This window comes from Nitrosomonas sp. PY1, assembly GCF_022836435.1.
In the GTDB taxonomy this organism is placed as follows: Bacteria; Pseudomonadota; Gammaproteobacteria; order Burkholderiales; family Nitrosomonadaceae; genus Nitrosomonas.
In genome coordinates this window covers 2,558,141-2,583,988 of record NZ_BQXC01000001.1, presented here as the reverse complement: position 1 = coordinate 2,583,988, position 25,848 = coordinate 2,558,141, and the positions used below count along the sequence as shown (strand labels likewise).

Genomic DNA, 25,848 nt, shown 5'->3' with positions numbered 1-25,848 from the left:
AAATTGTAAGCATTGATTTTTGTATGGATTAACCGCTATTTCTCAGTCCGGCCGATACACCATTAATGGTCAAATGAATGGCGCGTTTTACCTCTGCACTATCTTCACCGGATCGATAGCGGTGTAGTAATTCCACCTGCAAATGATTCAGCGGATCAATATAAGGCGTTCGATTGCGAATACTGCGCGCCAGTGTCGGATTGTCTTGCAGTAGTTCTGTATTACCTGTAACAGCGAAAAGCCATTTAATACTTCTCTTCCATTCTTCCTTGATGCGCGTAAAGATTTGTTCGCGTACGGTGGCGTCGTTCACCAATTCTACGTAGCGTGAAGCGATACCCATATCGGTTTTAGCCAACACCATATCCATATTTGACAACAAGGTTTGCATAAAAGGCCAATTTCGATACATTTCTTGTAGTAATGCTAAGCCCTGTCCGGGTTGCTTTTCGTTAGCTATAAAAGTTTCTACTGCAAGCCCGAAGCCATACCAGCCAGGGAGCATTATACGGTTCAAACTCCAACTGAAAACCCAAGGTATTGCACGTAAATCTTCGATGGCATCTGAATTTGTTCTGGATGGGGGACGACTGCCAATATGCAATCCTGACATTTCTCGAATCGCAGTCGATTCGAGAAAAAAATCTTTAAATTCTGGGGTTTCATAAATTAGGTTGCGATATGCTGCAAATGAAGTCGATGCCAAAGATTCCATCGCTTGATAATATCGCTCGGCGTTTTCACCGATTGCGTCGTGACCGAAAAGAGTTGATTCTATCGTTGCTGCTGCGAGCGTTTCTAGGTTGCGCCGGCCTATTTCGCGTTCCGCATATTTACTGCTGATCACTTCTCCTTGTTCAGTCAAGCGGATTTGACCATTTACACTGCCCGGTGGCTGCGCCAAGATGCTTTGATAACTGGGACCTCCGCCGCGACCAACCGTGCCGCCACGCCCATGAAACAAGCGCAATTTGATGTTATGTTTGGCAAAAATTTTAGTCAGATTGATCTCAGCTTTGTAGATTTCCCAGTTGGATGAAATGAATCCTCCATCTTTATTGCTATCCGAATAACCCAACATTACCTCTTGCACGTTTCCTCGCGATACAAGTAACTCACGATAATAAGGTAAAGAGAATAGCTGATGCATGATATCGCTACAACTTCGTAAATCAGCAATGGTTTCAAATAAAGGAATAATATTGATATGCAATACTGCATTTGGTCCTGCCTGCAATAGCCCCACTTCTTGGAGCATATAGGCTACTTCCAATACATTCACGATGCCTGTTGTCATGGAAATGATGTAGTTAGGCATGGCTACACGACCAAAGCGTTGTTGGATATCTGCCGCGCATTGCAGTATGTGTAATTCCGACTGAGTGGTTTCTGAACACTGTTGATACGAAGTAAAAGGCGTTCTTGGTTCACTAATCTGCGCTAACAACCATTCGGTACGCATTGTCTCATTCAACGATAAATAGCCCTGGCCAGTTGGTGTGCTTAAACGAAACAGGTCTGCTACCACTTGCTCATGCACCTTGCTGTGTTGCCGCATATCCAATGGTGCCAGATGAAAGCCAAAAACATCCACGGCACGCCGGAAGTTGCGTAATGATCTGCGCGCTATCCAGTGGGATTTATGTTGTTGAAGTGAATCGATGATCACGTCGAGATCTTGCAAGAATTCCGTGCTATTGGCATACGGCGGCTCAGAATCGGCAGTATCGGATGACGTCGATTGATTACTTAAGCGTCGACTGGTGGCTGCTAAGCGTGCGCCAATTTTAACGAAGATACGACGATAAGGTTCGTCGGAACGATTGGGAATATCCGGTGAAATAGCCACGAGTGCTTTTACAGCATCGCTCACAGTAACAATGCGCTCTGTGATACTCATGGATTGACTGAGTTTACGGACTTCTTCCAAATAGAATTCCATCGCTACGGAGGATTGGCGTTCCATCGCACGTAGCATCACTTCGTGTGTTACAAATGGATTGCCGTCACGGTCGCCGCCTATCCAACTACCAATGCGCAGAAAAGAAGCTACCGGTGGCGCTTTGTCTTGCAAACGAGATTCCAGAAGATCCTCTATTTTTGCGTAAATATAGGGGATTTCTGTTAAAAAGGTATAGCTGTAATAAGCGAGTCCATTCTCGATTTCATCATATACCGACAACCGCGTAGTGCGTAACATGCGGGTTTGCCACAACAGTTGAATGGTTGCGCGCAGACCTTCTTCATTATGACGCTCTTCATTGGGCGTCATTTCCATTTGTGTGCGCTCCCTGAGCAAGCGTTCAATAGCTAGCTGGCAATCCAAAATACTGCGGCGCTGCACTTCCGTGGGGTGCGCTGTCAAAACAGGTGATACCATTGCTTTGTTGAAAAAATCGGCCAAAAGAGATAAGTCCTTTCCGCTATCCAGCACTCGTTCGAGTGCCAGCGTAACACCGCCGGGTTGAGGTGCTGATGCCTGGCGTAAATGCATACGGCGGCGGCGATTATGATGTACGTCTTCGGCAATGTTGGATAGCAGCGAAAAATAACTAAAGGCACGAACGACTGGCAAAGATACTTTGTCGCTTAACTGGCTCAATATTGCTTTCAGTTCTTGACGTGCTTGTGGGTCTTGATCGCGGCGAAAACGAATTGCTGTTTGGCGGATGTTTTCTACTAATTCGAAAGCGGCATCTCCTTCTTGTTCGCGTAACGTATCCCCAAGCATCCTGCCTAAAAAACGGATATCCTCACGTAACGGCAAGTCTTTGTCATTTTGTTCCTCCAAAGCTTCTTCAATGGATGGATCCGAGTCATTCATTCTGGTGATATCCATCATGCGATTGCACGCACTGCAAGATACGCAACGTACGTAAAACAGCCATGATTATTATCTGCCATGTTAAAATGGCCTTCAGTAAAAAATTTTTGTATTTCTTTCATTTTTATAATCTTAATGCCCAATTCTCATACATTACCTAAAAAAATTGTCATCGCTTCACGTGAAAGCTTATTGGCTATGTGGCAAGCTGAACATATTCGGCAGCGACTGCTGGAATTATACCCGCAAACTGACATCAGCATACTCGGTATGACAACCCGAGGCGACCAAATACTCGATCAATCACTCTCTAAAATAGGCGGCAAAGGTTTATTCATTAAAGAGTTAGAGCAAGCTCTGGAAGATGGTAGCGCTGATATCGCCGTGCATTCCATGAAAGATATGCCGATGAACGTGCCGGAAGGCTTCCAGCTTGCCGTGATTACTGAGAGAGAAGATCCTCACGATGCATTTGTTTCCAATCAGTATAATAGTTTAGATGCATTACCGCCAGGCAGCATTGTCGGTACTTCCAGTTTACGGCGAGAAAGTCAGTTACGCGCACGATTCCCTCGTCTTAAGATACAACCATTACGTGGTAATGTGCAAACTCGGTTACGCAAGCTTGATGAAGGTCAATATGCAGCGATTATTCTTGCTGCGGCTGGATTGAAGAGGCTTGGTTTATCAAATCGCATCGCGGCGTTATTATCTTCGGAACAGAGTCTACCGGCAGTGGGGCAAGGTGCATTAGGCATCGAGTGCCGTGCTGATCGGCCAGATCTGGTCGAGTGGTTACAACCGCTGCATCATCAAGCTACGGCATATTGCGTCGAGGCCGAGCGCGCGATGAGCCGCGTGTTAGGTGGTAGTTGTCAAGTTCCCTTAGGTGCATTTGGTGAAATTTTGGATGGCGTACTACAATTACGGGGCTTTGTTGCGCAACCGGATGGATTACGTATCGTCAGTGATACCATTTCTGGACAGCCAACACAGTGCTTACACTTGGGACAAGTGCTGGCAGAAAAACTAATTCACCAAGGAGCGGATGAAATTCTAGCGACACTCGCTCCCGCAGAAGGTTGGAAATGATTTTGTCTGCAACCAATCTGCTAGCTGGAGTGAATGTATTGGTGACGCGTCCGCAGCACCAATGCGCTTATCTTGCCGATGGTATTCGCGCAAGAGGGGGCAATCCGGTCCTTTTTCCGGTGCTAACAATTACTGATGTTGAACACCCTGAAAGTCTGGTTCAGCTTGTGAAGCGCTTGGAGCAATTTGATTGGGCGGTTTTTGTTAGCCCCAATGCAGTACACAAAGCCATGCAATTCATTTCACAACATAGCGCTTTTCCGCCCCATCTCAAAATAGCAGCTGTTGGTAAAGGCAGCGCCGACGCCTTAAAGCGTTATGGGGTTAATGAAGTGCTCATTCCAGCGGAGCAATTCGATAGCGAAGCATTACTTCGACTGGAACCGCTGCAAGACCTGACTGGCAAGCGAGTGGTAATTTTTCGGGGGGTAGGCGGACGACCGTTATTAGGCGATACACTCATACAGCGCAATGCTTCTCTGGAATACGCAGAATGTTATCGACGTAAAAAGCCTGAGGGCGATATTGCTTCTTTATTAGCTATCTGGTCGCGGGGTGAAATACATGCTGTAATCATCACCAGTAGCGAAGGATTACATAATTTATTTGACATGTTAGGTAAGCTTGGCCAACAATTACTGGAATCGACTCCAATCTTTACAAATTATGAGCGTATAGTTCGAACCGCTCAAGGATTAGGACTCGAAAAAATTATTAAAACAACGATGGCTGGGGATGAAGGGTTACTTGATAGCTTGCAAGGGTACTTTGGCAAGAGAATTGTGAAATAACCATGATACAAAATTGAAAGTGTAGTTATGCTGAAAACATTGCTAATAATATTCAATACAATTTATTCCACGGCTTCATTCTCGTCCGTCCTCACTCAAAACGCATACCCTGTTAGTTTTAGATCCTGTTATTTCCATTTTCGAAACGAGGAGAACAAATGAAAGCAACTCTTTGGCTATTAGCGTTATTTACTGCCGCAGTAGCGATCGTATATGTAGCAAAGAACACCTTAGGTCATGCTACCTTGGTGCTCGATTCTTATGATGTGAATTTAAAGTTACAGTTGGAGGAACTGGTTATTTCAATCATCGTATTGTCTTTCGTTTTCTATGTTTTTATTCGATTCGTTTTGGGGGTGTTCGAGTTTGGTGAAAGGCATCGTATTAAAAAAACCGATGAAATGCTTTTGTCCAGCTTAAAGGCTTATTTTGAAGGTGACTACACCAAAGCCAAGAAGAATGCTGCAATTGCCTTGAAGCTTTCCGATTCGTCATTGGTAACGGCACTAAGTGGAGCTATTGCCGCACGTTCGGCACATGAATTGGATAAGGTTTCAGATCGTGATAAATATATTGATTCCGCCATTGCCAAAGCGCCTGAAGATAAATCTTTAGGCATTATTGCGAAGGCCGATTTTTTGATTAATGCAGGGCAATACAACGAAGCATTGGATGTATTGCATTCTTTATATGCGGATGGAGGATTGCAATCATCTTCCGTATTATTGTTGGAAATTAAAGCGCAACAACAAGCGAAAAATTGGGATGCGGTTTTAGAACTTACGGATACTTTGGCTAAACGTTCTTCTGCTAACCAAAATTTGGTCAAACAATTACGCCGCGATGCGCAAATTGAAAAAATAAAAAGCACATTCACCGATGTTCGATCATTAGATCAATATTGGCAGCAGCATGTTTCGCCCATGGAAAAAACGGATAGCAAATTAGCCGTTGCTGCGGCACGTGCGTATATGGCATTGAATAACTGCAATTCCGCGCATCAAATTATCGAGCATAACCTGCCCATAACCTGGGATGCTGAACTCATCGAACTTTATGCGGAATGCTTAGGTTCGCATGTCAGCCGGCAAATTGAATTGGCTGAAGGGTGGCTGAGAGCGCATCCTAACAACGCGACTTTATTACTTACGCTCGGTAAATTATGTGCTTACTGTGAAATTTGGGGTAAAGCTGAAAACTATCTCGAAGCAAGCTTGTCGGTCGAGCCGAGCCATAAGGCGCATCTCGCGTTAGCACAATTATATGAAAAATTGGGTAAACATGAATCGGCCATCACTCACTACAACAAAGGATTGGAGTTTACACTTAAAAAAATCAATTAATTTGGATTTGGTGCGGCGGTTGAAGGCGTGAATATATCGGAGAAAAAGGCATTGTTAGGTAAATGCCTTTGACTGGTGAAGTCGTGATAAGCAGCCTTGATCACGACCGGAGAGCCACAAGCGTAGACTTGGTATGCTTGTAAATCAGCGTGGTCTTGCATCACCGCCTGATGGACAAACCCCGTTCGTCCTTGCCAATGATCTTTCGATAGAGGCTCTGATAAAACGGGAATAAAATTAAAGTTTGGATGCTGCCGTTGCCATTCGTTGATCAAATCCGTCAAATAGAGATCATCTTTGACGCGAACTCCCCAGTAGAGGGTCATTGGCCGATGATAGGACGGATTGTTGGCACCGTAAAAAATATGCTCCAGGATGCTTTTGATCGGTGCAAATCCCGTACCGCTGGCCAAGAAAATAATCGGTGTGTTTACTGCCGGCGTGTCGCGAAGAAAGAAAGATCCTAGCGGGCCTGTGAAGCGCAGCATGTCTTTGACTTTCATGTGGGTAAAAACGTGTTCGGTGAATGCGCCTCCCGGATAATTACGTACATGCAATTGCAATACCTCATCATCATGAGGAGCATTGGCTAACGAAAAACTCCTGCGTTGACCTTCTTTCAATAGAATATCGATGTATTGTCCAGACAGGAATTGCAGGCGTTGATTCGCTGGTAATTTCAACGAGACAATCATCACGTTGGGTGCAACCAACTCCAGTTTTTCGACGCGGCACGGTAGTGTTTTTATTTCGATGCCTTTCGTTGCGCTAATTTCATCTAAATATATCACCAAGTCTGTGAGTGGCGATGCGCAGCATAATAGAGCAAGTCCTTCATGCTTTTCGGCTTCGGTTAAAGTTTCTGCATTATACTGACCATAATCGACAGTTCCCTGTATGATTTTACCTTTACAAAGACCGCAAGAACCATTTCGGCAGCCATATGGCAGCGATAGTCCTGCGCGCAAAGCGGCCTCTAAAATAGTTTCTTTGGATTCGACCGTAAGCACATGGCCACTAGGCTGAATGATGATTTGATGCGACATTACATGAAGGTTAATAAACCGCGTAACAACATTAAAATAAGTAATGAAAAAAACACTATTAATTGTCGGTAGTGGCGATATTGCATTGCGGGCTGCGCCATTATTCAAAAAACATTACCGCATTTTGGGATTACACCGAAATTCCAATCATATCAGTACTCTCCGATCTCATGGCATGATTCCGATTTACGGCGATCTCGATTTACCACAAACACTTGAGAGAATTTCCGGAGTCGCGCAACTCGTCATTCATTTAGCCCCACCGCAGAGTGAAGGATTGAGAGATAAGCGCACCGCTCACTTACTGTCTGCATTGTCACGGCGACCCAGAAAATCTGCAACGATTCTACCACAGCAGCTTATTTATATCAGTACCAGTGGTGTTTATGGTGATTGCCAGGGTGCTTTGATAGACGAAACCTATTCGGTGAATCCCGTCAACGGACGTGCCATTCGGCGAGTAGATGCCGAAAAACAAATCCGTGCGTGGGGAAAACGTAATCACGTCAACGTATCGATTCTGCGTGTGCCGGGTATTTATGCCGCAGACCGGCTGCCGCTTTTGCGCCTACAACAAAACTTACCGGTATTATTGGAAAACGAAGATAGCTATACTAACCACATCCATGCCGACGATTTGGCGCGAATCATTTACGCCGTCGTACGGCATGGGAAACCAGGTAGACTGTATCATGCGTGCGATGACTCACAACTCAAAATGGGCGCTTATTTCGATTGGGTCGCTGATCATTTTGGCTATCCCCGTCCGCCACGGATTAATCGTGAAGAAGCCGAAAAACAGATTTCACCAGGCATGATGTCGTTTATGCGAGAATCCCGGCGGTTAATTAACGCACGGTTAAAAAGAGAGCTATACGTCAAACTGTTGTACCCGACTGTTGTGTCAGGTATACAAGCAGCGCGGAACGAACGACAAGGATAGGATGCTGCAAGAAAAATTCAGTTGTCGATAGAAAGGGAGGCAATTCTTGCGCAGATATTATTCAGATTATTCGCCAGTATACCGCTCCTTAATAAGTGATCTTTGGGAATAAAGCTTTTTCTGAGCAGTCGCCGAGAATAATTTCCGTTGATGTATTCGTTTACTTTACGTTGAACGCTACCATTAGTCGTGAGTAAAGTTCTTATTTTCAGGTTTAATGGGAATTTCTGCTCCCGGTCTGCCCAGATAATAACCTTGTGCCAGATCGATTCCCAGGTTTTTCACCATGCTCAGCGTAGCGGCATCTTCGACAAATTCCGCCACGGTTAACTTGCCAAGCCCTCGTGCGACTTCCACCATAGCTTTGACAAAAATCTGATTGTCGTAGTTGTTGGGAAGATCGCGGATAAATAATCCGTCGATTTTAAGGATTTCGACTCCTAAATACTTCAGATAGCCGAATGTTGAGAAGCCGCTACCAAAATCATCCAAGCAAACAGAACAGCCGGTTCGATGAATCGCTTCGATAAAGCGCTGTGCATCTTGTATGTCCGACACCGCCGCCGTTTCAGTCAGTTCAATGATAAGACGCGCTGGATCCACGTGCCGTTCGCTTAACAAGCTGCGGATATACTGCGGAATCGAAGGATCGTCGAAAGTCTTGCCGGAAATATTGATTGCAACAGCTGGCATTACTGGGTTTTCACTCAGCAGCTCGATGCTGCGCTTGATTACCCAGCGATCAATATTAACAATCTGTCCATTCTTTTCTGCTATAGGAATAAACTGACCTGGCATAATCAAATGCTCCGGTTCATTCACATCGCGCATTCTGATAAGTATCTCCAAGTGGGTTAGAGTGTTTTGAGTAGTTTCGTAAACTCCTTGGAAATGAATTATAAAAAGATTTTGTTCCAGCGCTTGGGTAATCCGACTGTACCAAGTCATTTGATTTATCATGGCTTCCGAGGAATCGCGCTGAGGATCATAGATAGCCCAAGTATTTTTACCCTGATTCTTAGCTTGATACATTGCAGTATCCGCATGAGCAATCAAGTCTTCAGCTGTTTCACCGTGTTCGGGAAAAACGGCGACGCCTACACTGGTTGTTAAGCGAATGTTGGTTTCACGGAAATGCAATGGAATCGATGAGACCGACGTTACTATTCGCGAGGGAAGAGAGTCCAAGTCGTCATCTGATTGCAGGTGGCTCAGAATGGCGAATTCGTCACCTCCCAAACGAGCGAACACTTCAATATGACGTATTATGCTGGAGATTACTCCCACTGCTCGAATCAGAACGGTATCACCAGCCCGGTGTCCGAAAGTATCATTAATATATTTGAAATCATCGAGATCAAAATACAGCAGTGCAAACTTCTGCTGATTGCGAAATGAAGAGGCAATCAGATTATTCAATTCTTCTTGGAATCGATGACGATTGTACAAACCAGTTAACGGATCGCGCTCTGCCAGATATAGTAGCTGCTGTGCGGTTTGCCGCTCTAGCGTAATATTCTCGTACAGCCATAGCCGTCCAATAACTTGGCCTTCGATATCGGCGACAGGATAAGACAACTGTGTAAGCGTTTGTCCGTTACTCAGTTCCAACTCGATGGGCTTGCTGATTTCCTGTGTATCCGGTACGTTCAGCATATGTTTAGAGGCGTGATCGAACGTTAATCGTTCTCTAGAACACTCGAGGATGGTGCTGGTCGGCTTGTTCAATAAATTCTCGTGCTCACTGATACCCCACATTCGTAAGAATGCCGGATTGACATATTCCACTCGCTGTTGATTGTCCTCAAACAAAATGCCGATGCTCATGGCGGAAAGCAGTGCGTCCATACGACTTTGCTCCCGTTCCGCCAGCACCCGTAACTCCCGCTGATGACGTTCAGATACCCTTAATTCTTCTTCGCTTTGCTGGAGAGCTAGTTCTTTCGTTTTTCGGTCGCTGATATCGGTATGTGTCCCCAGCATGCGAGCTGGACGGCCATGAGAATCCCATTCAATTACTTTGCCTAACGATAGAATCCACTTCCACTTACCTTGCTGCGTGAGTTGTCTGAATTCGACTTGATAGTCTTTACGTAAGCCGCTGATGTATTTGCTATAGATCTGACAAACAGTCCTTCGGTCTCCGGGATATATACGATTAAACCAGTTGTCGCTGGTTTCTATAAATGATTGCGGATTGTACCCGAGCATTCTGGCGTACTCTGGACTGACGATTGCCTTTCCGGTTCGCACATTAAGGTCATAAAGACCCTGATTAGCCGCTTCTAAAGCCAACCGAAGACGTGATTCGCTTGTGTGCAATTGTCGTTTAACCTTGCGCTGGTTTGCTTGGATACCGATCATCATAAAGGCGATGAATGTAATCGTGGCGATAAAAGTGCACAGAATTAATTGACTCAGTTGGAAATCTTCTCTGGAAAAGGGACCAACTCCTTCTGCCGTTCCGATGATGGCAATCGAAGCAATTGCCAGAACTACTACGAAAGTTTCTAAAGCACTCAAGCGCAAACCCGCCCATATCAAGGGAGGAAATACCAGAAAAGTAAGCGGCAGCATAAGTTGATTAATAATCGGAATGCCGTCAAATATTAACCAAGTTAAGCAGATGCAGCTAACCAATACCGATATAAATTCTCGCTTACTTTGCGACCGTTGCAATATCCGAGTCCGCCAGTCGTTCAGCAAGAACAGCAGCAGCGGTGTGAATACCAGAACGCCCACTGTATCGCCAAGCCACCAGCCGATCCAAGCCCGGGATAGCAAATCAAACGACAGAATTCCGCCGGTATACAATGCAGAAACACCGATACTGGCAGTCAGCAACATACAACCCGGTCCGATTAACAAAAAGATTGTTACATCACGTCCGCGCAAGAAATTGTTTTTAAATCCCATTACTTCTTTGAGTAATATCGCCCCCAGTATGGGGCCTGTGGTGTTACCGAGAGCGATTGCCATCGCAACAGGCGGGGTAAGATCGTCGCCGATAAGCAGGTTTGTGACAAGCGCTCCCGCAAATACACCTGGCCAGCACGACACTCCCCATAGCAACAATGCTGCCAAAGCAATTCCGGAAGGTGGCCAAAATAAAGTGATACTTGAACTTACATAAGGCACGCATAATCCCGCGTATCCTCCGGTGAAATAGAACGATGCCAGTAGTAATATACGCATGGCATGAGGAGGTAGCGATTTTTTTATGTATTGTTCGTGTTCCATGCTGCGGATGGATTCGCTGATTTTATGAGATTAAGCACTATTCAGGGTATGGAAAATTGTAAATACTATATTGTTTGAGTTCTACTATGTTAGCAAACACTGATTTTTATAACTCGTAAAAAGATATCATATTAAAGGTTAGAGCAAAATTTCATTACAGAAGGTAACTAGAAAAAGCATTTCGTTTTTAATAGTGAAAACTAAGATAGCATGCGAATGATTCAATCGGTCGATAAATCATCTAACCTTTACCATCCTCAAGCGACTTCTTCAGCGCATAAATTTTTTCCAGGGCTTGTTTCGGCGTCAATTCATCCGGTGATAATGTTTCCAACAACGCAATGACGCGCGTGTATTGCGATGTGGATTCAACCGTTTCGGATTGAGTTGAAAAGAGATCTGGTTGGATATTTTTCTTCAGGTTGTCTTGCTCTAGCTGAACCAGATGATTGCGCGCCATTTTAATGACATTGCCAGGAACGCCGGCGAGTGCGGCAACTTGTAAACCGTAGCTTTGATTCGCTGGGCCTTCGGTGATCTTATGCAGAAAAACGATGTGATTTTTGTATTCGGCGGCGTTCAGGTGCACATTGCTGATTTGCGGAAACTCTTCGACCAGCTTGGTTAACTCAAAATAGTGCGTGGCAAATAACGTCAAGCTGCGGTTGTGTGTTGCCAAATGTCGCGCAATGGCGAACGCAAGCGCTAATCCATCAAAGGTCGATGTGCCGCGCCCCACTTCGTCCATTAGTACCAAGCTGCGCCGGGTGGCATGATGCAAAATATTAGCGGTTTCCGTCATTTCCACCATGAAGGTCGAACGACCGCTAGCCAAATCATCCGACGCGCCAATGCGCGTAAATATTTGATCCAAGATCCCTAACTGCGCTTGTTTGGCGGGCACATAACTACCGCAGTGCGCTAGTAATGCAATCAAGGCAGCTTGACGCATGTAAGTTGACTTCCCTCCCGTGTTGGGGCCGGTTATCAGTAGCATCTGTGGTTTTTGATCGGACTCACCAGAAAGATCGATGTCGTTCGCGACGAAATGCTCAACTTGGTTTTCCACAACTGGATGTCGTCCCGCATCGATATGGAAAATATGCTCTTCCGATAATTGTGGTTGAATATAATTTAATGTTTTCGCGCGTTCCGAGAAGGCGCACAGCACATCAATTTCAGCGATACTGGCAGCCAGTTTCTGCAGTATTGGCACGAAGGGCTGGAGCCGATACAATAATTCCTGGTATAACTGTTTTTCGCGTGCCAAAGCACGGTCTCTCGCAGACAGCGCTTTGTCTTCAAATGCTTTGAGCTCCGGGGTAATGTAACGCTCGGCGTTTTTCAATGTCTGCCTGCGCCGATAGTCGATCGGTATTTTTTCGCTATGCGCATGTGTGACTTCGATATAAAAACCATGTACTCGGTTATATTCGACTTTTAAACTTGGAATACCGGTGCGTTCTTTCTCTCGAATTTCTAATTGCAATAAAAATTCACCGCAATTATTTTGTAAAGCACGCAGCTCATCCAATTCTGTGTCGTAACCATCGGCAATCACATTGCCTTCACGTAACAGCGTGGCCGGTTCTTCGAGTAAACACTCATTTAGGCAATTTATCCAAGTGACATCGATCTGCAAGGCTTGGATCAATGGTTGCAAAGCTTCATTCTGACAAGGCGCAAGCATTTCATTTAGTTCGGGTATCAATTTAAGGCTATCGCGTAATCCGGATAAATCTCTGGGGCGGGCTGATTGAAGTGCAATGCGCGCGGCAATCCGTTCGATATCCACAAACTTTCGCAGCAGCATACGCGCTGGCTCATAGCAATGGAATGCAGAGTCACCCAATAGAGCAGTGACACAGTCCAGACGATTCTGAATCACTCGCATATCGCGCAAGGGATGGTGGAGCCAAAAGTGCATCAAGCGGCTACCCATGTTGGAGGAACAGGTATCTAATAGCGATAACAGCGTTGGTGATCGCTCACCACGTAGGGTTTCAGAAATTTCTAAATTACGCCGTGTCGACACATCCATTCGTACATAAGCTGTATCGAATTCGGCATGTAATGAAGTAACAGGACATGCCGCCGTTGTGCCTTGGGTCAGATGAATATATTCCAACAAAGCACCTGCTGCAGCCATGGCAATGAATAAATCATCGCAACCGAAACCGGACAGACTCTGTGTTGCCAATTGCCGAGTTAACGTTTGGATTGCGCTATCGTGATCGAACTGCCAATCAGGGATTCGTTTAAGTACCGAGTACGGACGTTGCGTTTCCGATATAACGAGTGATTCCGGAATCAGGATTTCAGCAGGCCGAATGCGCTCTAGTTCACTGGATAGATTCTGCTTGTCGGTTTCCATAACCCGGAGCTGACCGGTTACTAGATTGAGCCAAGCCAATCCTACGGTTTCTTCACGCGCTAGCATGGCCAACAGAACGCAATCGCGTTTATCTTCCAACAACGCAGCATCGGTCAGCGTCCCGGGCGTATAGATACGGGTAACTTCACGGGCGACAGGGCCTTTAGACGTTGCCGGATCACCGACTTGCTCGCACAATACGACAGATTCTCCCAGTTTCACCAATTTGGCAAGGTATTGTTCCGCCGCATGATAGGGTACACCCGCCATTTTGATCGGTTCTCCGGCAGAAGAGCCTCGATGTGTCAAAGTGATGCCGAGTAATTTCGCTGCTTTTTCAGCGTCATCGAAAAATAACTCATAGAAATCCCCCATGCGATAAAACATTAGCATGTCAGGGTGTTGGTTTTTAAGACGCAGATACTGCTGCATCATCGGCGTGTGTTGTTCTTTGGAGGGGCTCATATATGCTTGCAAAACGCTTACTAGCAATACCAATATGGATTTAATCAAGAAGGGAGTCATGATACATTGGTTTTTTGGTAACCAGAAAATCTGGTTGACTGTAATAGCTTCGATCTGGTCATGGCTGGACAATTGAAATTGTTGTTTCTGGCTCAAATAGCGAGATAGGAAGCTCTACGATCGATACCGTATGCATTATTCAAGATAAACTGACTGGCAAGTATAGGTGTTTAATGATAGAGGAGAATTTATGAAAGCATATGCAGTAGGCATAAATCACGTGGCATTAGAAGTTGGAAATATTGAAGAGGCATTAAAATTTTATGGCGACTTCTTGAATTTTGAAGTTCATAAAAAAAACGAGATGCAGGCCTTTATTTATTTCGGGGATCAATTTATCAATTTTGTAAAAAATGATAATAGACAACCTGATCAAAAGCGTCATTTTGGAATAGCCGTGGACAATAAAGACCTAGCGAGAAAGACGCTTGAAAGTATGGGTGTCAAACTCTTAGAGGGTTCTTTTCTTGATTTTCTTGATCCTTGGGGAAACCGAGTGGAAATCACTACCTATAGTAATATTCAATATACAAAAGCTGATCATGTATTGCAGGGTATGGGGCTTGGTCATCTGCAAAAAACTGAGCAAGCCTTGGCGGAATTAAACGCAAAAGGCTTAGGCTTCCAAAGAAATAACGATAACAATGGTTAGTTAATTATTTACAGAAGGGGGGAATCTTTATTTCGATGTAATTCTGGTTTTGCCTTTATATGACCGTGTGATTTTTAGTCGCTTTCCTGCAAATGCACCAAGAAATAGAACAATAACGCTCCGATCTTGGTTTTTTGCAGAAAATGCACAGAATCTATCTGAATTTCAATAACCAGCTAGATTCTTAAGAACTTACAACAAAAGTGGATAGCTTCGCAGAGGTCTTAGGTCGCCAGTTAATGGATTATAAAATAACATACTAACGTAATGACGGCGACACCGATAAAGTTTAGTATGAGCCCCTCTCGAATCATATCGGTAACCGAAAGGCGGCCGCTGCTAAAAATAATCGCATTAGGTGCCGTGGCAACTGGTAGCATAAAAGCGCAACTGGCGCTCATCGCGGCTGGCACCATTAATAGACTTGGCTCCAGTCCTGCCGCAATTGCCGCTGGTGCAAGAATCGGCATTAATAGCAATGTCGTTGCGGCGTTACTGGTAGTTTCAGTGAGAAAAGTAACCATCAACGCAATAGTAGCAATGATTACCAGTGGATGTAAATTTGCAAGCACCGTTAATTGATCGCCGATGGCTTTCGACAAGCCCGATTCAACAAATGCTTGTGCTATGGCAATGCCGCCCGCAAATAAAATCAAAATACCCCAAGGTATCTTTTCCGCCGATTGCCAATCGAGTAAATTGGATCCCCTGCCATTGGGGACGAGAAATAGAATGATTGCAGCGGTTAATGCGACTGCAGCATCATTGGCGCTTTTTAAATCCAACCAATGACTCCAACCACCAAAAGGTTCCAATCGTGTCATCCAAGCCACGGCTGTCAAGCCAAAAACGATCAATACCCGACGTTCTTCTGGCCGCCAGCTACCTGTTGGCGGCATCGCTAATTTCTCGCCATAATCTAAATGGCGCGTCAGCCATAATGCGGTAATCGGAATGAATACCAAAACTACCGGCAATCCCCAACTCATCCACTGTACAAAACTCACGGAATGACCGGTAAATTTTTCATATTGTTGCATAAAAATTAGATTTGGAGGCGTTCCCACTGGGGTTCCCAGACCGCCGATGCTACTACCATAAGCAATGGATAGTAATAACGGAATGGCTAGTTTTTTGTCGGGGCTTTGGTGGATCACCGCAAATGCTATCGGTAGCATCATCAATGTTGTGGCCGTGTTAGAAATCCACATGCTCAACATGGCGCTGGTAATGATGAAACCAAATACGATGCGCCGACTGCTATTGCCACCTATGAGGTGAATCATACCGAGCGCAATACGATGATGTGCGCCTGCACGCTCCATAGCTACGGAAATCAAGAATCCACCAAGCATTAATAGTATTAAATCATGGCCAAAAGCTAAAGCAATTTTTTCTTGCGGCAAAACACCTACCAGAGGTAGTACTGTCAATGGAATCAACGCAGTAGCTGGTATCGGAATGGGTTCGAAAATCCACCAAATAACACACAGCATGGCAATCGCGCCAGTCCAGCAGGCTTGCTGCTGCCAGCCAGATAAGTGCATGGCGACAGCAAGCAGGATTGCTAACACGGGTCCTATAACTAATACCCATTGTTTATGGGATGAGGTCGTCATGCGATATGCTGTGGAAGAAGTAAATAGCCACAATGGTATGACAAACTTGCTGGGTTCACACGAAAAAATGCAATACATTGATCTAACAAAGGTTGTTCAAACACGATGCAACGGATAAAACGCGATTTGGATTGGCGATTCTAAATAAGATTGAGTTCTGAAAAGGATAGGATTTCTTTGTTAGTGGTGATGATGAAATGATCGAGTAGCTTGACATCGATCATTGCGAGCGCTGCTTTTAACCTTTGTGTCAACAGTAGATCCGCTTGACTTGGCTCTGCCTTGCCTGAAGGATGATTGTGCGCGAAAATGACGCTCGCCGCATTGTAGTGTAATGTACGTTTAATGACTTCTCGAGGATAGACGCTGGTTTCCGTTAAAGTGCCGCTGGAGAGTTCTTCGCTGGCGATAATCTGATTGCAGGTATCCAAAAAAATGCCCATAAAAACTTCATGTGGCTTTCGGGCAATGCTAAGTCGTAAAAAATCTCGCACCGATTGCGGGGAATTGAGTACGTTGCTGCATTTTAGTTCCTCCGCTAATGCACGTCGAGACATTTCCAATACCGCTTGGAGCTGTGCATACTTTGCACTACCTAAACCTGGTAGTTGACAGAATTCACTTTGACTCGACGAAAAAATATTACTGAGGCTGCCTAGGTGTTTCAGCAAATCTCGTGCAAGATCTACGGCACTTTTGCCTGCGATGCCGGTGCGTAAGAAAATAGCCAGTAGTTCGGCATCAGAAAGTGCCGTGGCACCTTTTTGTAATAATTTTTCCCGTGGGCGTTCGGATGCAGGCCAATGATTGATGGTCATAATGTTATTATGATGATGAAAGAAATCAATACCCAAAACACAGATTCAGAAGTAAAATTTGCAATAATTCTCCCGATGCTTGGGTATTAGCGGCACGATGAACGAGAGATTGAATCACCCCTATTGGTAACTGACCATAACTGCAAAAAATTATTTTCCTAGAAGGGAAGCACCTTTTATTTCTAAGAGCATGCACGAATCATCTTCCCATCATTCATTGCGCAATGAAGAAAAACGCGTACTGCTCGGTATTACCGGCGGTATTGCGGCTTATAAGGTTGCGGAATTAGCGCATACGCTGTCACAAAGCGCTGTTACTGTACAGACAGTAATGACACGATCCGCGTGTCAATTTATTACCCCACTTACTTTCCAATCGTTGACAGGTAATCCTGTTCATACCGAGTTATGGGAAAGCAATGCATCTGGTTCCATGACGCATATCAATTTGTCGCGGGAGGTCGATGTCATTATGGTTGCTCCTGCCAGTGCTGATTTCATAGCAAAGCTTGCGCATGGCATTGCCGATGATTTGCTTTCGACCTTGTGCCTCGCTCGTAATTGCCCATTGATGATTGCCCCGGCGATGAATCGTCAAATGTGGGAAAATCCCGCCACGCAGCGTAATCTTGCGATGTTGCGTAGTGACGGCATTCGAATAGTAGGTCCGGCTAATGGTATCCAGGCTTGCGGTGAAGTTGGCATGGGGCGCATGGTGGAGCCGACCGAATTAGCAGAAGCAATAATTACTTTCTGGCAAAATAAGCACTTATTGATCAATAAAAAAATCGTGATCACCGCCGGCCCTACATTCGAAGCAATCGATCCTGTGCGTGGCCTTACAAATAAGAGCTCTGGGAAAATGGGCTATGCTATTGCGCAAGCTGCAGTAGAAGCCGGCGCGAATGTAACATTGGTGTCAGGACCAACGGATTTAACGCCACCGGCGGTTGATAAATTTGTCGCTGTGATTAGTGCCAACGAAATGTTGACTGCTGTACAGTATGAAATTCCTTCCACCGATGTATTCATCGGTGTGGCAGCAGTTGCTGATTATCGTGTGGCAACGATGAGTGCGCAAAAAATTAAAAAAACCAATCACAATTTAACTTTAGAGCTAACGCCCAATCCAGACATTCTTATGACCATAGCAACTGCATCGGATCCTCCATTTTGCGTGGGTTTTGCTGCGGAAACCGAAAATCTACTGGAAAACGCACAAGCAAAGCGGATTAAAAAAAGGCTACCTTTGATGGTTGCAAATTGGGCGCAGAATGCAATCGGTTCCGATGATAATGAATTGATCCTCCTGGATGATCAAGGTGAACATATTCTCCCGAGAGCGCCAAAGCTTGAACAAGCCAGACACTTAATTCAACACATTAGTACATTTTTCAAACCATAATAAATGCTACTCGAATTCTTGTATGAAAAAAATCGCTATCAAAATTCTTGATGATCGCTTAAATGAGTGCTTGCCAACTTACGCGACGCCAGGTTCTGCAGGTTTAGATCTACGTGCTTGCATTGCGGAAACCATTCAGCTGGACCCGGGAGACACTTGCCTTATTCCCACGGGCATCGCCATTCATTTGGCTGATGCACATTTGGCAGCATTAATTTTGCCGAGATCCGGGCTTGGTCATAAGCACGGTATCGTACTGGGTAATTTGGTTGGATTGATTGATTCCGATTACCAGGGACAAATTCTAGTTTCATGTTGGAATCGGGGGCAGGATAGCTTTCAGCTCAATCCACTGGAACGAATTGCACAATTGGTGATTGTTCCTGTCGTTCAGGTTGAGTTCGCTCGGGTTGATAGCTTTGATCAAAGCTATCGAGGAGAAGGGGGGTTTGGTAGTACAGGAAAACACTAATCCTATAGGTAGAAAGGGTATTAGAATATCTTAAAATAATCTAATAGATTAGTTACAAGCAATTGTTATTCTCCTGATGATGGAGCAATAGTTTCTGGTAAGACCAGGAGATATTCATAAATCTTATCGGCAATTTCTTGACGCTTCATTTCTGTCAGAGTTTCAAGTAATGGAGGCATCGAGGTAGCAGGATTTTGAGCGCGGGGATTTAAGACCCAAGATTTAAATGCTTCTTTTGACATCTTTTTGATTTGCGATGCCAGATTAATAGGCCACTTGCTACCACCATACCCATTGACTTGGTGACAAGTGAGACAGTACTTTTGCGTTAGTTCAGCATGCTCACTATACATTTCGGCAAGATCTGGTGGTAGCAATGCTTGTTTGTCTTGTTTTGAAATTACAATTTCAGTAATCTGATAAGGCCAATTTGTGGCTCCTTCAGCTACAAGTTCTGGTTCATCGATATTGTCCCAGATGAGATAATAAGGTCCCAACTGAACATTTTTTTCACCTTGTTCAGAATTGTCAATAATAAATTCCGATTTATCCTTAATACCGAATGCAAGAAAAGCGCGATATTGGTTAAATCGGGAAACTTTAACCCGCGAAAAATAGCCATCCAGAGCTATGAATTCAATATAAGCTCCTTGATCCTGCCATGTTGATCCAAATAACCAATCGAATATTTTCGCTATAGGATAACCAAAATACGCTATCTCGGTTATGTCGTCTTTCTGACTCAAATGAGGTTCTATAACGTTAATAACTTGTGGTGAATCTTTGATTTGCAACTGCAGATTTTCGATTGAAGGTAGGCGTACTGCATAAGATGTGGAACTCACAAGGATGGCAGCTAAGAATAAAACAATAGATCGGATATTTTTAAGTCGGTTTAGCAATTTTTATTCTTCCACTAATGCAGGAAACTTTTATGGTAGATATTTGCTGATGTGGTTTGTTCAACTTTAAACAGTCCGTTAGAATAACTTTTAGCAACAGTAAATCTACTCTAGGGCGCAGTGGTTCCATCAAACAATAAGCCAGCGCTATTTTCTGGATCGATTAGCGTATAAAAACTACCACTGGGTTTTCAACATATCGTAAATCGGCTTGTCGGAAAATTCAAATATCGTCTGCTGATTTGCGGGTAATTTCCTTAACTCGAGTATCGTTCAATGTTTCTCGGACTTCAAGGCATCGCGATGTTTCCGGGTGCTATGCCTTATCGACATAAAAGCAAGTTCACGGCTAAACAATGATAGACATTGCTCCAGTATCTTGAAGCAGAAATCTTGAATACTCGAACACCATGCTACATCCAATATCGGTGCATAATGAAACCGCGATCGCTTGTTTTACTCAAAGATTGTTGTAGCGTAATTTCAGGGAACCGGATTTCTGTTTTGTAATTTAGCCATTACGGTCGCTTTTGTTAAGTGTGGCGAAAACATTTCTATAAAGTCAAAGATGTAGCTTCGGATATAGCTGTTACGATTGATGCCAATACGTGTTGTGCTGGATTCAAATAAATGGCTGGCATCAATCGATCTCAGGTTGTTATCACGCTTTTTGTCAAATGCCATATTGGCGAGTATACCAACGCCTAATCCCAGTTCCACGTAGGTTTTAATGATATCCGAGTCAATTGCAGTGAGCACTATATTCGGTTCCATGCCTTTTGTTTCAAAAGCCTGGTTAATTTTTGAGCGCCCGGTAAAAGCTGAATCATAGGTAATGATAGGATGCTGATTCAGGGCTTCTAGAGTGACTTTTTTGCTTTTCAAGAGCGCATGCTTAGGAGGCACTACAATGCAGCGATTCCAGTCGTAGCAAGGGAGCATCACAAGCTCGTGAAAATGCTCGATTGCTTCAGTTGCAATTACAATGTCGGCTTCTCCAGAAATAACCATGGTAGAAACTTGCGTTGGATTACCTTGCCGTAGAGTCAATTTAATTTTTGGGTGGCGTGTGATAAAGCGCTTAATTACTACCGGTAAAGTATAGCGTGCTTGCGTATGAGTCGTTGCAATCGTGAGTGTTCCACCGGTTTCATTATTGTACTCTTGAGCGATTCTTTTTAAATTTTCTGCTTCATGTAGCATTTCTTTGGCGGTTTTTACAATCAACTGCCCAGCCGGGGTGATTTGAATAAAGCGCTTACCGTTACGTAGGAAGATATCGACGCCGAGCTCTTGTTCGAGCAGTTGAATTTGCTTGCTGATAGCGGGCTGGGATGTGTGGAGCTTTATTGCGGCTTTAGATAGATTCATGTTTTGATTGATGGTCTCACATAAGTACCGTAATTGCTGTAGCTTCACATTTTCTCCGTGATCTTCATAAGTAATAGTTATATAAATCTAACACAATATTATTTTGAATTATACAATTCTGTTGTTATGATGCCGATCATCCCATCATGGCCGATAGTTGGTGTAGCGCGGAATGTTTCTTGTTTTTATCTCGAGTATGGTTGACAGTTGATTGAACAAGTCGAATATCAGGGTTGTTTTTTGGTAAAATACCCGACTGTTGCGCTTGGTTGCGTTGTGATGGAGGAGTCTCTTAACATCTGCGGGCGAGTGTCAGGCAATAAAATAATTGAATATCGAAGCAGGTAGGAATGAGATTCTTTTCCATAATGAAACAAGGATGATGGATGAGCACGAATATTGAAAACAAACCAAAGCAAGTGACATGGTTTAATGGTTGCGGTGGACGAATCGGAATTGTGGTAGGAGAAAAAGGTGAGTATGCCTATATTGGCATGGCTTTACGGCATGACGAGGATGCTGATGTCGATCATATTTTGAATTATGGTGCCAAGTTCCCATTGGATGCGGCATTACTGCTACCGGTATCTAAACGCTATACCTCAGGTTCATAGCAGCCAAAGGAAAAAGGAGTAAAAAATGTACCGTTACGATCAATATGACTATCAAATCGTACGAGAGCGAGTTGCGCAATTTAGCGATCAAGTGAAACGTCGTCTTTCGGGAGAACTGAAAGAAGAAGAATTTATGCCTTTGAGGCTGCAAAATGGTTTGTACATGCAAATACATGGCTATATGTTGCGCATTGCAGTTCCGTACGGTTTGATTTCTTCGGAGCAAATGCGCATGTTCGCGCACATTGCTCGCCGATATGATCGAGGTTATGGACATTTTACTACGCGTCAGAATATCCAATTTAATTGGCTCAAATTGCAGGATGTACCTAGCATTCTAGCGGACCTTGCATCGGTTGAAATGCATGCGATTCAAACGTCTGGTAATTGCGTACGTAACATTACTTTGGATGAGTTTGCAGGAGTTGCGCAAGATGAGGTGGTGGATGTGCGACCTTACGCCGAAGTCTTACGTCAGTGGAGCACGTTTCATCCTGAGTTTGCCTATTTGCCGCGCAAATTCAAAATTGCTATCAGTGGTGCGAAAGAGGATCGCGCTGCGATTTATGCGCATGATATCGGATTATCGATTGTTAAAAATACACAAGGTGAAATTGGATTCCGCGTGTTGGTCGGTGGAGGATTGGGCCGTACACCCATTATCGGTGTCGAGATTAATAATTTTATACCGTGGCAACATATTCTTACTTATGTCGAATCTATTTTGCGCGTGTATAACCAGTATGGGCGACGTGACAACAAATATAAAGCGCGTATCAAGATATTAGTCAAAGCACTCGGTATTGATGAATTTAAACGCCAAGTAGAGGAAGATTGGAAATATCTTAAAGATGGCCCCGGCACCTTAACGACTGAAGAAATTGAGAGAGTACGCTCTTTCTTTGTCGGTCCGGCTTATGAAACGCTTTCTAACGATGATTCCAGGTTGAGTGAATTTAAAGCCGACAGCCGTTCTTTCTCAAACTGGATGTTGCGAAATGTGTTGCCGCATCGACAACCGGGTTATGCCATTGTTGTGTTATCAATGAAGAAAGTCGGAAATGTTCCTGGAGATGCGACTGCGGAGCAAATGGAAGTAATGGCGGAGCTAGCGGATCGGTATAGCTTTGGGGAATTGCGTATCACGCACAAGCAAAATGTGATTCTGGCCGATGTTCGCAAAAAAGATTTGATTGGTTTGTGGCAAGAAGCAACGGCATACGAACTGACGGAGCCGAATTATGGATTGTTGACGGATATTATCAGTTGCCCCGGAGCGGAGTTTTGTACGTTGGCTAATGCACGCTCTATTCCATTGGCTAAAGCAATCGCGGAGCGTTTTGAAAATATTGATTTTCAGCACGACATTGGCGATATCAGTTTGAATATTTCGGGTTGCATGAATGCTTGCGGGCAGCATCATATTGGGAATATCGGCATTACGGGGGTGGAAAAGAAAGACCATGAAGAATGGTATCAAGTATCCATTGGCGGAGCAGAAGGTAATGAGAGCTCGTTGGGTAAGATTATTGGTCCCTCTTTTTCATTTAACCAAGTACCGGAAGTGATTGATCGATTGTTGCAAGTTTATTTGCGTGATCGAATCGAGGCTGAGCGATTTATTGATACGGTGCGCCGAATCGGCCTTGCACCCTTTAAAGATTATGTCTATGCGACTGAACTGATTGAAGAGGAAGCTGTTGATAACAAACATGCGGTAGTGCCAGCGCAGTATAACGTTCCTTATTATTCTCCAAGATTCTAATAATGAAAATAATAAAAAATAAAATCATTGTCGAGGATAACTGGATTGTATTCCGACTTGGCGAACAGCAATCACCTGAAAGCGTATTCGTACCTGATGGAAAAATCATTGTTCCGTTGCAAGTTTGGTTACAGCAACGAGAAACTTTGCTAAAACGCTCTGAACTGGGTGTTTGGTTGGCCAGTGATGAACGTCCAGAGTTGTTGAAAGACGATGTCGATAAATTTTCTGTGATTGCAGTAGATTTTCCGAAGTTCTCTGATGGACGCAGTTACTCCATTGCTTATAATTTACGTGCACGGCTTGGATATACTGGGGAGTTGCGTGCAATAGGCGACGTACTGCGCGATCAATTACTTTATATGCAACGCGTCGGGTTCGATGCTTTTGAACCGCGCCCAGATCGTAAAATTGAGGATGCCATAAAGGGGCTGAGCGATTTCTCAGAGTTTTATCAAAAATCTGTTGACCAAAAGTTGCCACTATTTCGCAGGGTGCATCGCAGTAGAAATCCTACATCTGTGAGAATTAAATGAATATCAAATTCTGCTATGGATGTTTTGGATGCAATAAAAATGCTCGCTCTAATAGTTTGCGATGGAGGAGATGGCCATTGTAACTTTGCCGGTAATACGAATTAGCATTGTGAAACATTATTGGTAATAGATAGAATTTTTTGCAAAACTAGTTCTTTTGCGTGTAGTGATAGGCATAGTTTTGAAATGATGAAAGTATTTACATTCGTTGCGATGATTAAGCGGGATTGCACTATTTTTCCGCATGGATAATAAGAAAAATATACGTGTACTAATCCTTGACGATGACAAGTTTATGCTTGAATTTGTTAGTCAGATGCTCAGGGAGCTTGCTATCGATGAAGTATTTCTGGCTGAAGATGGCAAAGCTGGCTTGTGGGTTTTGTCAAATCAAACAGAACCGATTGATTTGTTAATATGTGATATTGAAATGCCAGGTATGGATGGCATTGAGTTCTTGCGGAATATTGCAAATCAGAAATATAGTGGAAAAATCGTATTATTTTCTGGGGTCGAGACTGATTTACTTAAGGCAGCTGAGCGTTTGGCAATTGCACATGGATTAAATATTATGGGTACATTGGCGAAACCGGTCACGTTGGATTCATTAGCGGCTGTGCTTGAGAAGTTACCACTGCCCATCTATAAAGCATCGGATTATTCGACCCAAATTAGAATCTTTGATGTAGAAGAAATTAAACAAGCTTTGCGGAACAACCAAATAAGTGTGTTTTTTCAGCCTAAAGTTTCTGCACTGACCCGTAAAGTGACAAGTGTTGAATGTTTGGCGCGTTGGCGTCATGCAAAATATGGTTATATTTCTCCTGATAATTTTATTTCTGTTATTGAGCAAGACAATGATCTTATCAACGATTTTACTCGCAATATTTTAAGAAAATCGGTTCGACAATTGGAGGTATGGCTACAGCAAGGGATCGATCTGAAAATCTCGGTTAATATCTCGATGGAAAACCTGGATCGGTTTAATCTGCCTGAGATCTATCAAGAAATTGTTTGGAATTCCAATGTGCCAACTGACCGAGTCATTTTAGAAATTACCGAAGGAAATTTAGGAAAAGGATTTGCGCAAACGCTCGATATTTTGACACGCTTCAGGCTGAAAGGCTTTGGTTTATCCATTGACGATTTTGGTACTGGTTACGCATCGATGGAGACGCTTAAATATATGCCTTTTACGGAACTTAAAATCGATCGAATCTTTGTTCATAACGCATCTGAAGATTTTGCCACGCGCGTTATTCTGGAATCCAGCATAAAATTAGGTAAAGCTTTTGGTTTGAATGTTGTGGTCGAAGGTGTTGAGACGCAAGCGGATTACGAGTTGGTTGCTGAGCTTGCGTGTGATGAAATTCAAGGTTATTTTGTTGCCAAACCGATGTTGCCAGATGAGTTTATCCAATGGCTATCGGATTATCAATGATCCACGCATTGTCAAAGTAGTTACCGAGCGGCTTCTTAAGCTTAATAAAAATAAATAGACTGGTCACTGTATATA

The 25,848-nt window shown here is 43.9% G+C and carries 19 protein-coding genes; 11 read left to right on the top strand and 8 right to left on the bottom strand.

The window, feature by feature from the left end; all coding sequences use genetic code 11:
• Positions 1–28: 28 nt before the first annotated feature.
• Positions 29–2,824, bottom strand: coding sequence for a phosphoenolpyruvate carboxylase (gene ppc / locus W03_RS11960; RefSeq protein ID WP_244073559.1), 2,796 nt, complete (start codon positions 2,822–2,824; stop codon positions 29–31).
• A 135-nt stretch (positions 2,825–2,959) separates the two neighbouring features.
• Between ppc and hemC the strand changes: the two genes are divergently transcribed.
• The 3 genes from hemC (at position 2,960) to W03_RS11945 (ending at position 6,050) form a co-directional block, all read left to right on the top strand.
• Positions 2,960–3,916 (top strand): hydroxymethylbilane synthase, encoded by a 957-nt coding sequence (hemC, locus tag W03_RS11955; protein ID WP_244073558.1) that lies wholly within the window; start codon positions 2,960–2,962, stop codon positions 3,914–3,916.
• Complete coding sequence (locus tag W03_RS11950; RefSeq protein WP_244073557.1) at positions 3,913–4,707, top strand: uroporphyrinogen-III synthase; 795 nt, start codon at positions 3,913–3,915, stop codon at positions 4,705–4,707. The genes hemC and W03_RS11950 overlap by 4 nt, the downstream gene beginning before the upstream one ends.
• 158 nt (positions 4,708–4,865) lie before the next feature.
• Positions 4,866–6,050 (top strand): heme biosynthesis HemY N-terminal domain-containing protein, encoded by a 1,185-nt coding sequence (locus tag W03_RS11945; protein ID WP_244073556.1) that lies wholly within the window; start codon positions 4,866–4,868, stop codon positions 6,048–6,050.
• Here the strand turns inward: W03_RS11945 and W03_RS11940 are convergent.
• On the bottom strand, positions 6,047–7,096 hold the full coding sequence (locus tag W03_RS11940) for a CDP-6-deoxy-delta-3,4-glucoseen reductase (RefSeq protein WP_244073555.1): 1,050 nt from the start codon (positions 7,094–7,096) through the stop codon (positions 6,047–6,049). The two genes, W03_RS11945 and W03_RS11940, sit on opposite strands and share 4 nt — an antisense overlap.
• A 43-nt stretch (positions 7,097–7,139) precedes the next feature.
• Here W03_RS11940 and W03_RS11935 point away from each other — a divergent pair, with 43 nt between their 5' ends.
• Entirely contained in the window at positions 7,140–8,039 is a 900-nt protein-coding gene (locus tag W03_RS11935; protein WP_244073554.1) for an SDR family oxidoreductase, read from the top strand.
• A 183-nt stretch (positions 8,040–8,222) separates the two neighbouring features.
• Here the strand turns inward: W03_RS11935 and W03_RS11930 are convergent, their stop codons facing one another.
• On the bottom strand, positions 8,223–11,279 hold the full coding sequence (locus W03_RS11930; protein ID WP_244073553.1) for an EAL domain-containing protein: 3,057 nt from the start codon (positions 11,277–11,279) through the stop codon (positions 8,223–8,225).
• A gap of 241 nt (positions 11,280–11,520) precedes the next feature.
• A complete protein-coding gene (gene mutS, locus W03_RS11925; RefSeq protein WP_244073552.1) occupies positions 11,521–14,118 on the bottom strand; it encodes a DNA mismatch repair protein MutS in 2,598 nt (865 codons plus the stop codon).
• A gap of 250 nt (positions 14,119–14,368) precedes the next feature.
• Between mutS and W03_RS11920 the strand changes: the two genes are divergently transcribed.
• On the top strand, positions 14,369–14,830 hold the full coding sequence (locus W03_RS11920) for a VOC family protein (protein ID WP_244073551.1): 462 nt from the start codon (positions 14,369–14,371) through the stop codon (positions 14,828–14,830).
• A 236-nt stretch (positions 14,831–15,066) separates the two neighbouring features.
• Here the strand turns inward: W03_RS11920 and W03_RS11915 are convergent, their stop codons facing one another.
• Together W03_RS11915 and radC are read right to left on the bottom strand one after the other, a co-directional pair.
• The gene (locus W03_RS11915) at positions 15,067–16,449 is read right to left on the bottom strand and encodes a DASS family sodium-coupled anion symporter (protein ID WP_244073550.1); all 1,383 of its coding nucleotides are present in this window, start codon (positions 16,447–16,449) and stop codon (positions 15,067–15,069) included.
• A gap of 140 nt (positions 16,450–16,589) precedes the next feature.
• A complete protein-coding gene (radC, locus tag W03_RS11910; protein ID WP_244073549.1) occupies positions 16,590–17,267 on the bottom strand; it encodes a DNA repair protein RadC in 678 nt (225 codons plus the stop codon).
• 190 nt (positions 17,268–17,457) lie between these two features.
• On the opposite strand from radC, the gene coaBC reads away from it, so the two are divergent.
• Together coaBC and dut are read left to right on the top strand one after the other, a co-directional pair.
• On the top strand, positions 17,458–18,672 hold the full coding sequence (gene coaBC, locus W03_RS11905) for a bifunctional phosphopantothenoylcysteine decarboxylase/phosphopantothenate--cysteine ligase CoaBC (RefSeq protein ID WP_244073548.1): 1,215 nt from the start codon (positions 17,458–17,460) through the stop codon (positions 18,670–18,672).
• Positions 18,673–18,694: 22 nt separating this feature from the next.
• Positions 18,695–19,144: a dUTP diphosphatase gene (dut, locus tag W03_RS11900; RefSeq protein ID WP_244073547.1), complete on the top strand. Its 450-nt coding sequence runs from the start codon at positions 18,695–18,697 to the stop codon at positions 19,142–19,144.
• 65 nt (positions 19,145–19,209) lie between these two features.
• Here the strand turns inward: dut and W03_RS11895 are convergent, their stop codons facing one another.
• Positions 19,210–19,989 carry a c-type cytochrome gene (locus W03_RS11895; RefSeq protein WP_244073546.1) on the bottom strand — a complete coding sequence of 260 codons (780 nt, stop codon included), beginning with the start codon at positions 19,987–19,989 and terminating at the stop codon, positions 19,210–19,212.
• A 540-nt stretch (positions 19,990–20,529) separates the two neighbouring features.
• A complete protein-coding gene (gene cysB, locus W03_RS11890; protein ID WP_244073545.1) occupies positions 20,530–21,465 on the bottom strand; it encodes an HTH-type transcriptional regulator CysB in 936 nt (311 codons plus the stop codon).
• Positions 21,466–21,803: 338 nt separating this feature from the next.
• Between cysB and W03_RS11885 the strand changes: the two genes are divergently transcribed.
• The 4 genes from W03_RS11885 to W03_RS11870 all read left to right on the top strand — a co-directional run bounded on the left by W03_RS11885 (position 21,804) and on the right by W03_RS11870 (position 25,773).
• Complete coding sequence (locus tag W03_RS11885) at positions 21,804–22,031, top strand: hypothetical protein (protein ID WP_244073544.1); 228 nt, start codon at positions 21,804–21,806, stop codon at positions 22,029–22,031.
• A 25-nt stretch (positions 22,032–22,056) separates the two neighbouring features.
• Positions 22,057–23,796, top strand: coding sequence for a nitrite/sulfite reductase (locus W03_RS11880; protein WP_244073543.1), 1,740 nt, complete (start codon positions 22,057–22,059; stop codon positions 23,794–23,796).
• A 2-nt stretch (positions 23,797–23,798) separates the two neighbouring features.
• Positions 23,799–24,332, top strand: coding sequence for a DUF934 domain-containing protein (locus W03_RS11875; protein ID WP_244073542.1), 534 nt, complete (start codon positions 23,799–23,801; stop codon positions 24,330–24,332).
• Positions 24,333–24,576: 244 nt separating this feature from the next.
• Positions 24,577–25,773 (top strand): EAL domain-containing protein, encoded by a 1,197-nt coding sequence (locus W03_RS11870; protein ID WP_244073541.1) that lies wholly within the window; start codon positions 24,577–24,579, stop codon positions 25,771–25,773.
• Positions 25,774–25,848 lie beyond the last annotated feature (75 nt).

What these genes read in the sequence shown, in the direction of transcription:
- ppc (WP_244073559.1), bottom strand. Translation starts at nt 2,824, where the DNA reads ATGAATGACTCGGATCCATCCATTGAAGAAGCTTTGGAGGAACAAAAT.
- hemC (WP_244073558.1), top strand. Translation starts at nt 2,960, where the DNA reads ATGCCCAATTCTCATACATTACCTAAAAAAATTGTCATCGCTTCACGT.
- W03_RS11950 (WP_244073557.1), top strand. Translation starts at nt 3,913, where the DNA reads ATGATTTTGTCTGCAACCAATCTGCTAGCTGGAGTGAATGTATTGGTG.
- W03_RS11945 (WP_244073556.1), top strand. Translation starts at nt 4,866, where the DNA reads ATGAAAGCAACTCTTTGGCTATTAGCGTTATTTACTGCCGCAGTAGCG.
- W03_RS11940 (WP_244073555.1), bottom strand. Translation starts at nt 7,096, where the DNA reads ATGTCGCATCAAATCATCATTCAGCCTAGTGGCCATGTGCTTACGGTC.
- W03_RS11935 (WP_244073554.1), top strand. Translation starts at nt 7,140, where the DNA reads ATGAAAAAAACACTATTAATTGTCGGTAGTGGCGATATTGCATTGCGG.
- W03_RS11930 (WP_244073553.1), bottom strand. Translation starts at nt 11,279, where the DNA reads ATGGAACACGAACAATACATAAAAAAATCGCTACCTCCTCATGCCATG.
- mutS (WP_244073552.1), bottom strand. Translation starts at nt 14,118, where the DNA reads ATGAGCCCCTCCAAAGAACAACACACGCCGATGATGCAGCAGTATCTG.
- W03_RS11920 (WP_244073551.1), top strand. Translation starts at nt 14,369, where the DNA reads ATGAAAGCATATGCAGTAGGCATAAATCACGTGGCATTAGAAGTTGGA.
- W03_RS11915 (WP_244073550.1), bottom strand. Translation starts at nt 16,449, where the DNA reads ATGACGACCTCATCCCATAAACAATGGGTATTAGTTATAGGACCCGTG.
- radC (WP_244073549.1), bottom strand. Translation starts at nt 17,267, where the DNA reads ATGACCATCAATCATTGGCCTGCATCCGAACGCCCACGGGAAAAATTA.
- coaBC (WP_244073548.1), top strand. Translation starts at nt 17,458, where the DNA reads ATGCACGAATCATCTTCCCATCATTCATTGCGCAATGAAGAAAAACGC.
- dut (WP_244073547.1), top strand. Translation starts at nt 18,695, where the DNA reads ATGAAAAAAATCGCTATCAAAATTCTTGATGATCGCTTAAATGAGTGC.
- W03_RS11885 (WP_244073544.1), top strand. Translation starts at nt 21,804, where the DNA reads ATGAGCACGAATATTGAAAACAAACCAAAGCAAGTGACATGGTTTAAT.
- W03_RS11880 (WP_244073543.1), top strand. Translation starts at nt 22,057, where the DNA reads ATGTACCGTTACGATCAATATGACTATCAAATCGTACGAGAGCGAGTT.
- W03_RS11875 (WP_244073542.1), top strand. Translation starts at nt 23,799, where the DNA reads ATGAAAATAATAAAAAATAAAATCATTGTCGAGGATAACTGGATTGTA.
- W03_RS11870 (WP_244073541.1), top strand. Translation starts at nt 24,577, where the DNA reads ATGGATAATAAGAAAAATATACGTGTACTAATCCTTGACGATGACAAG.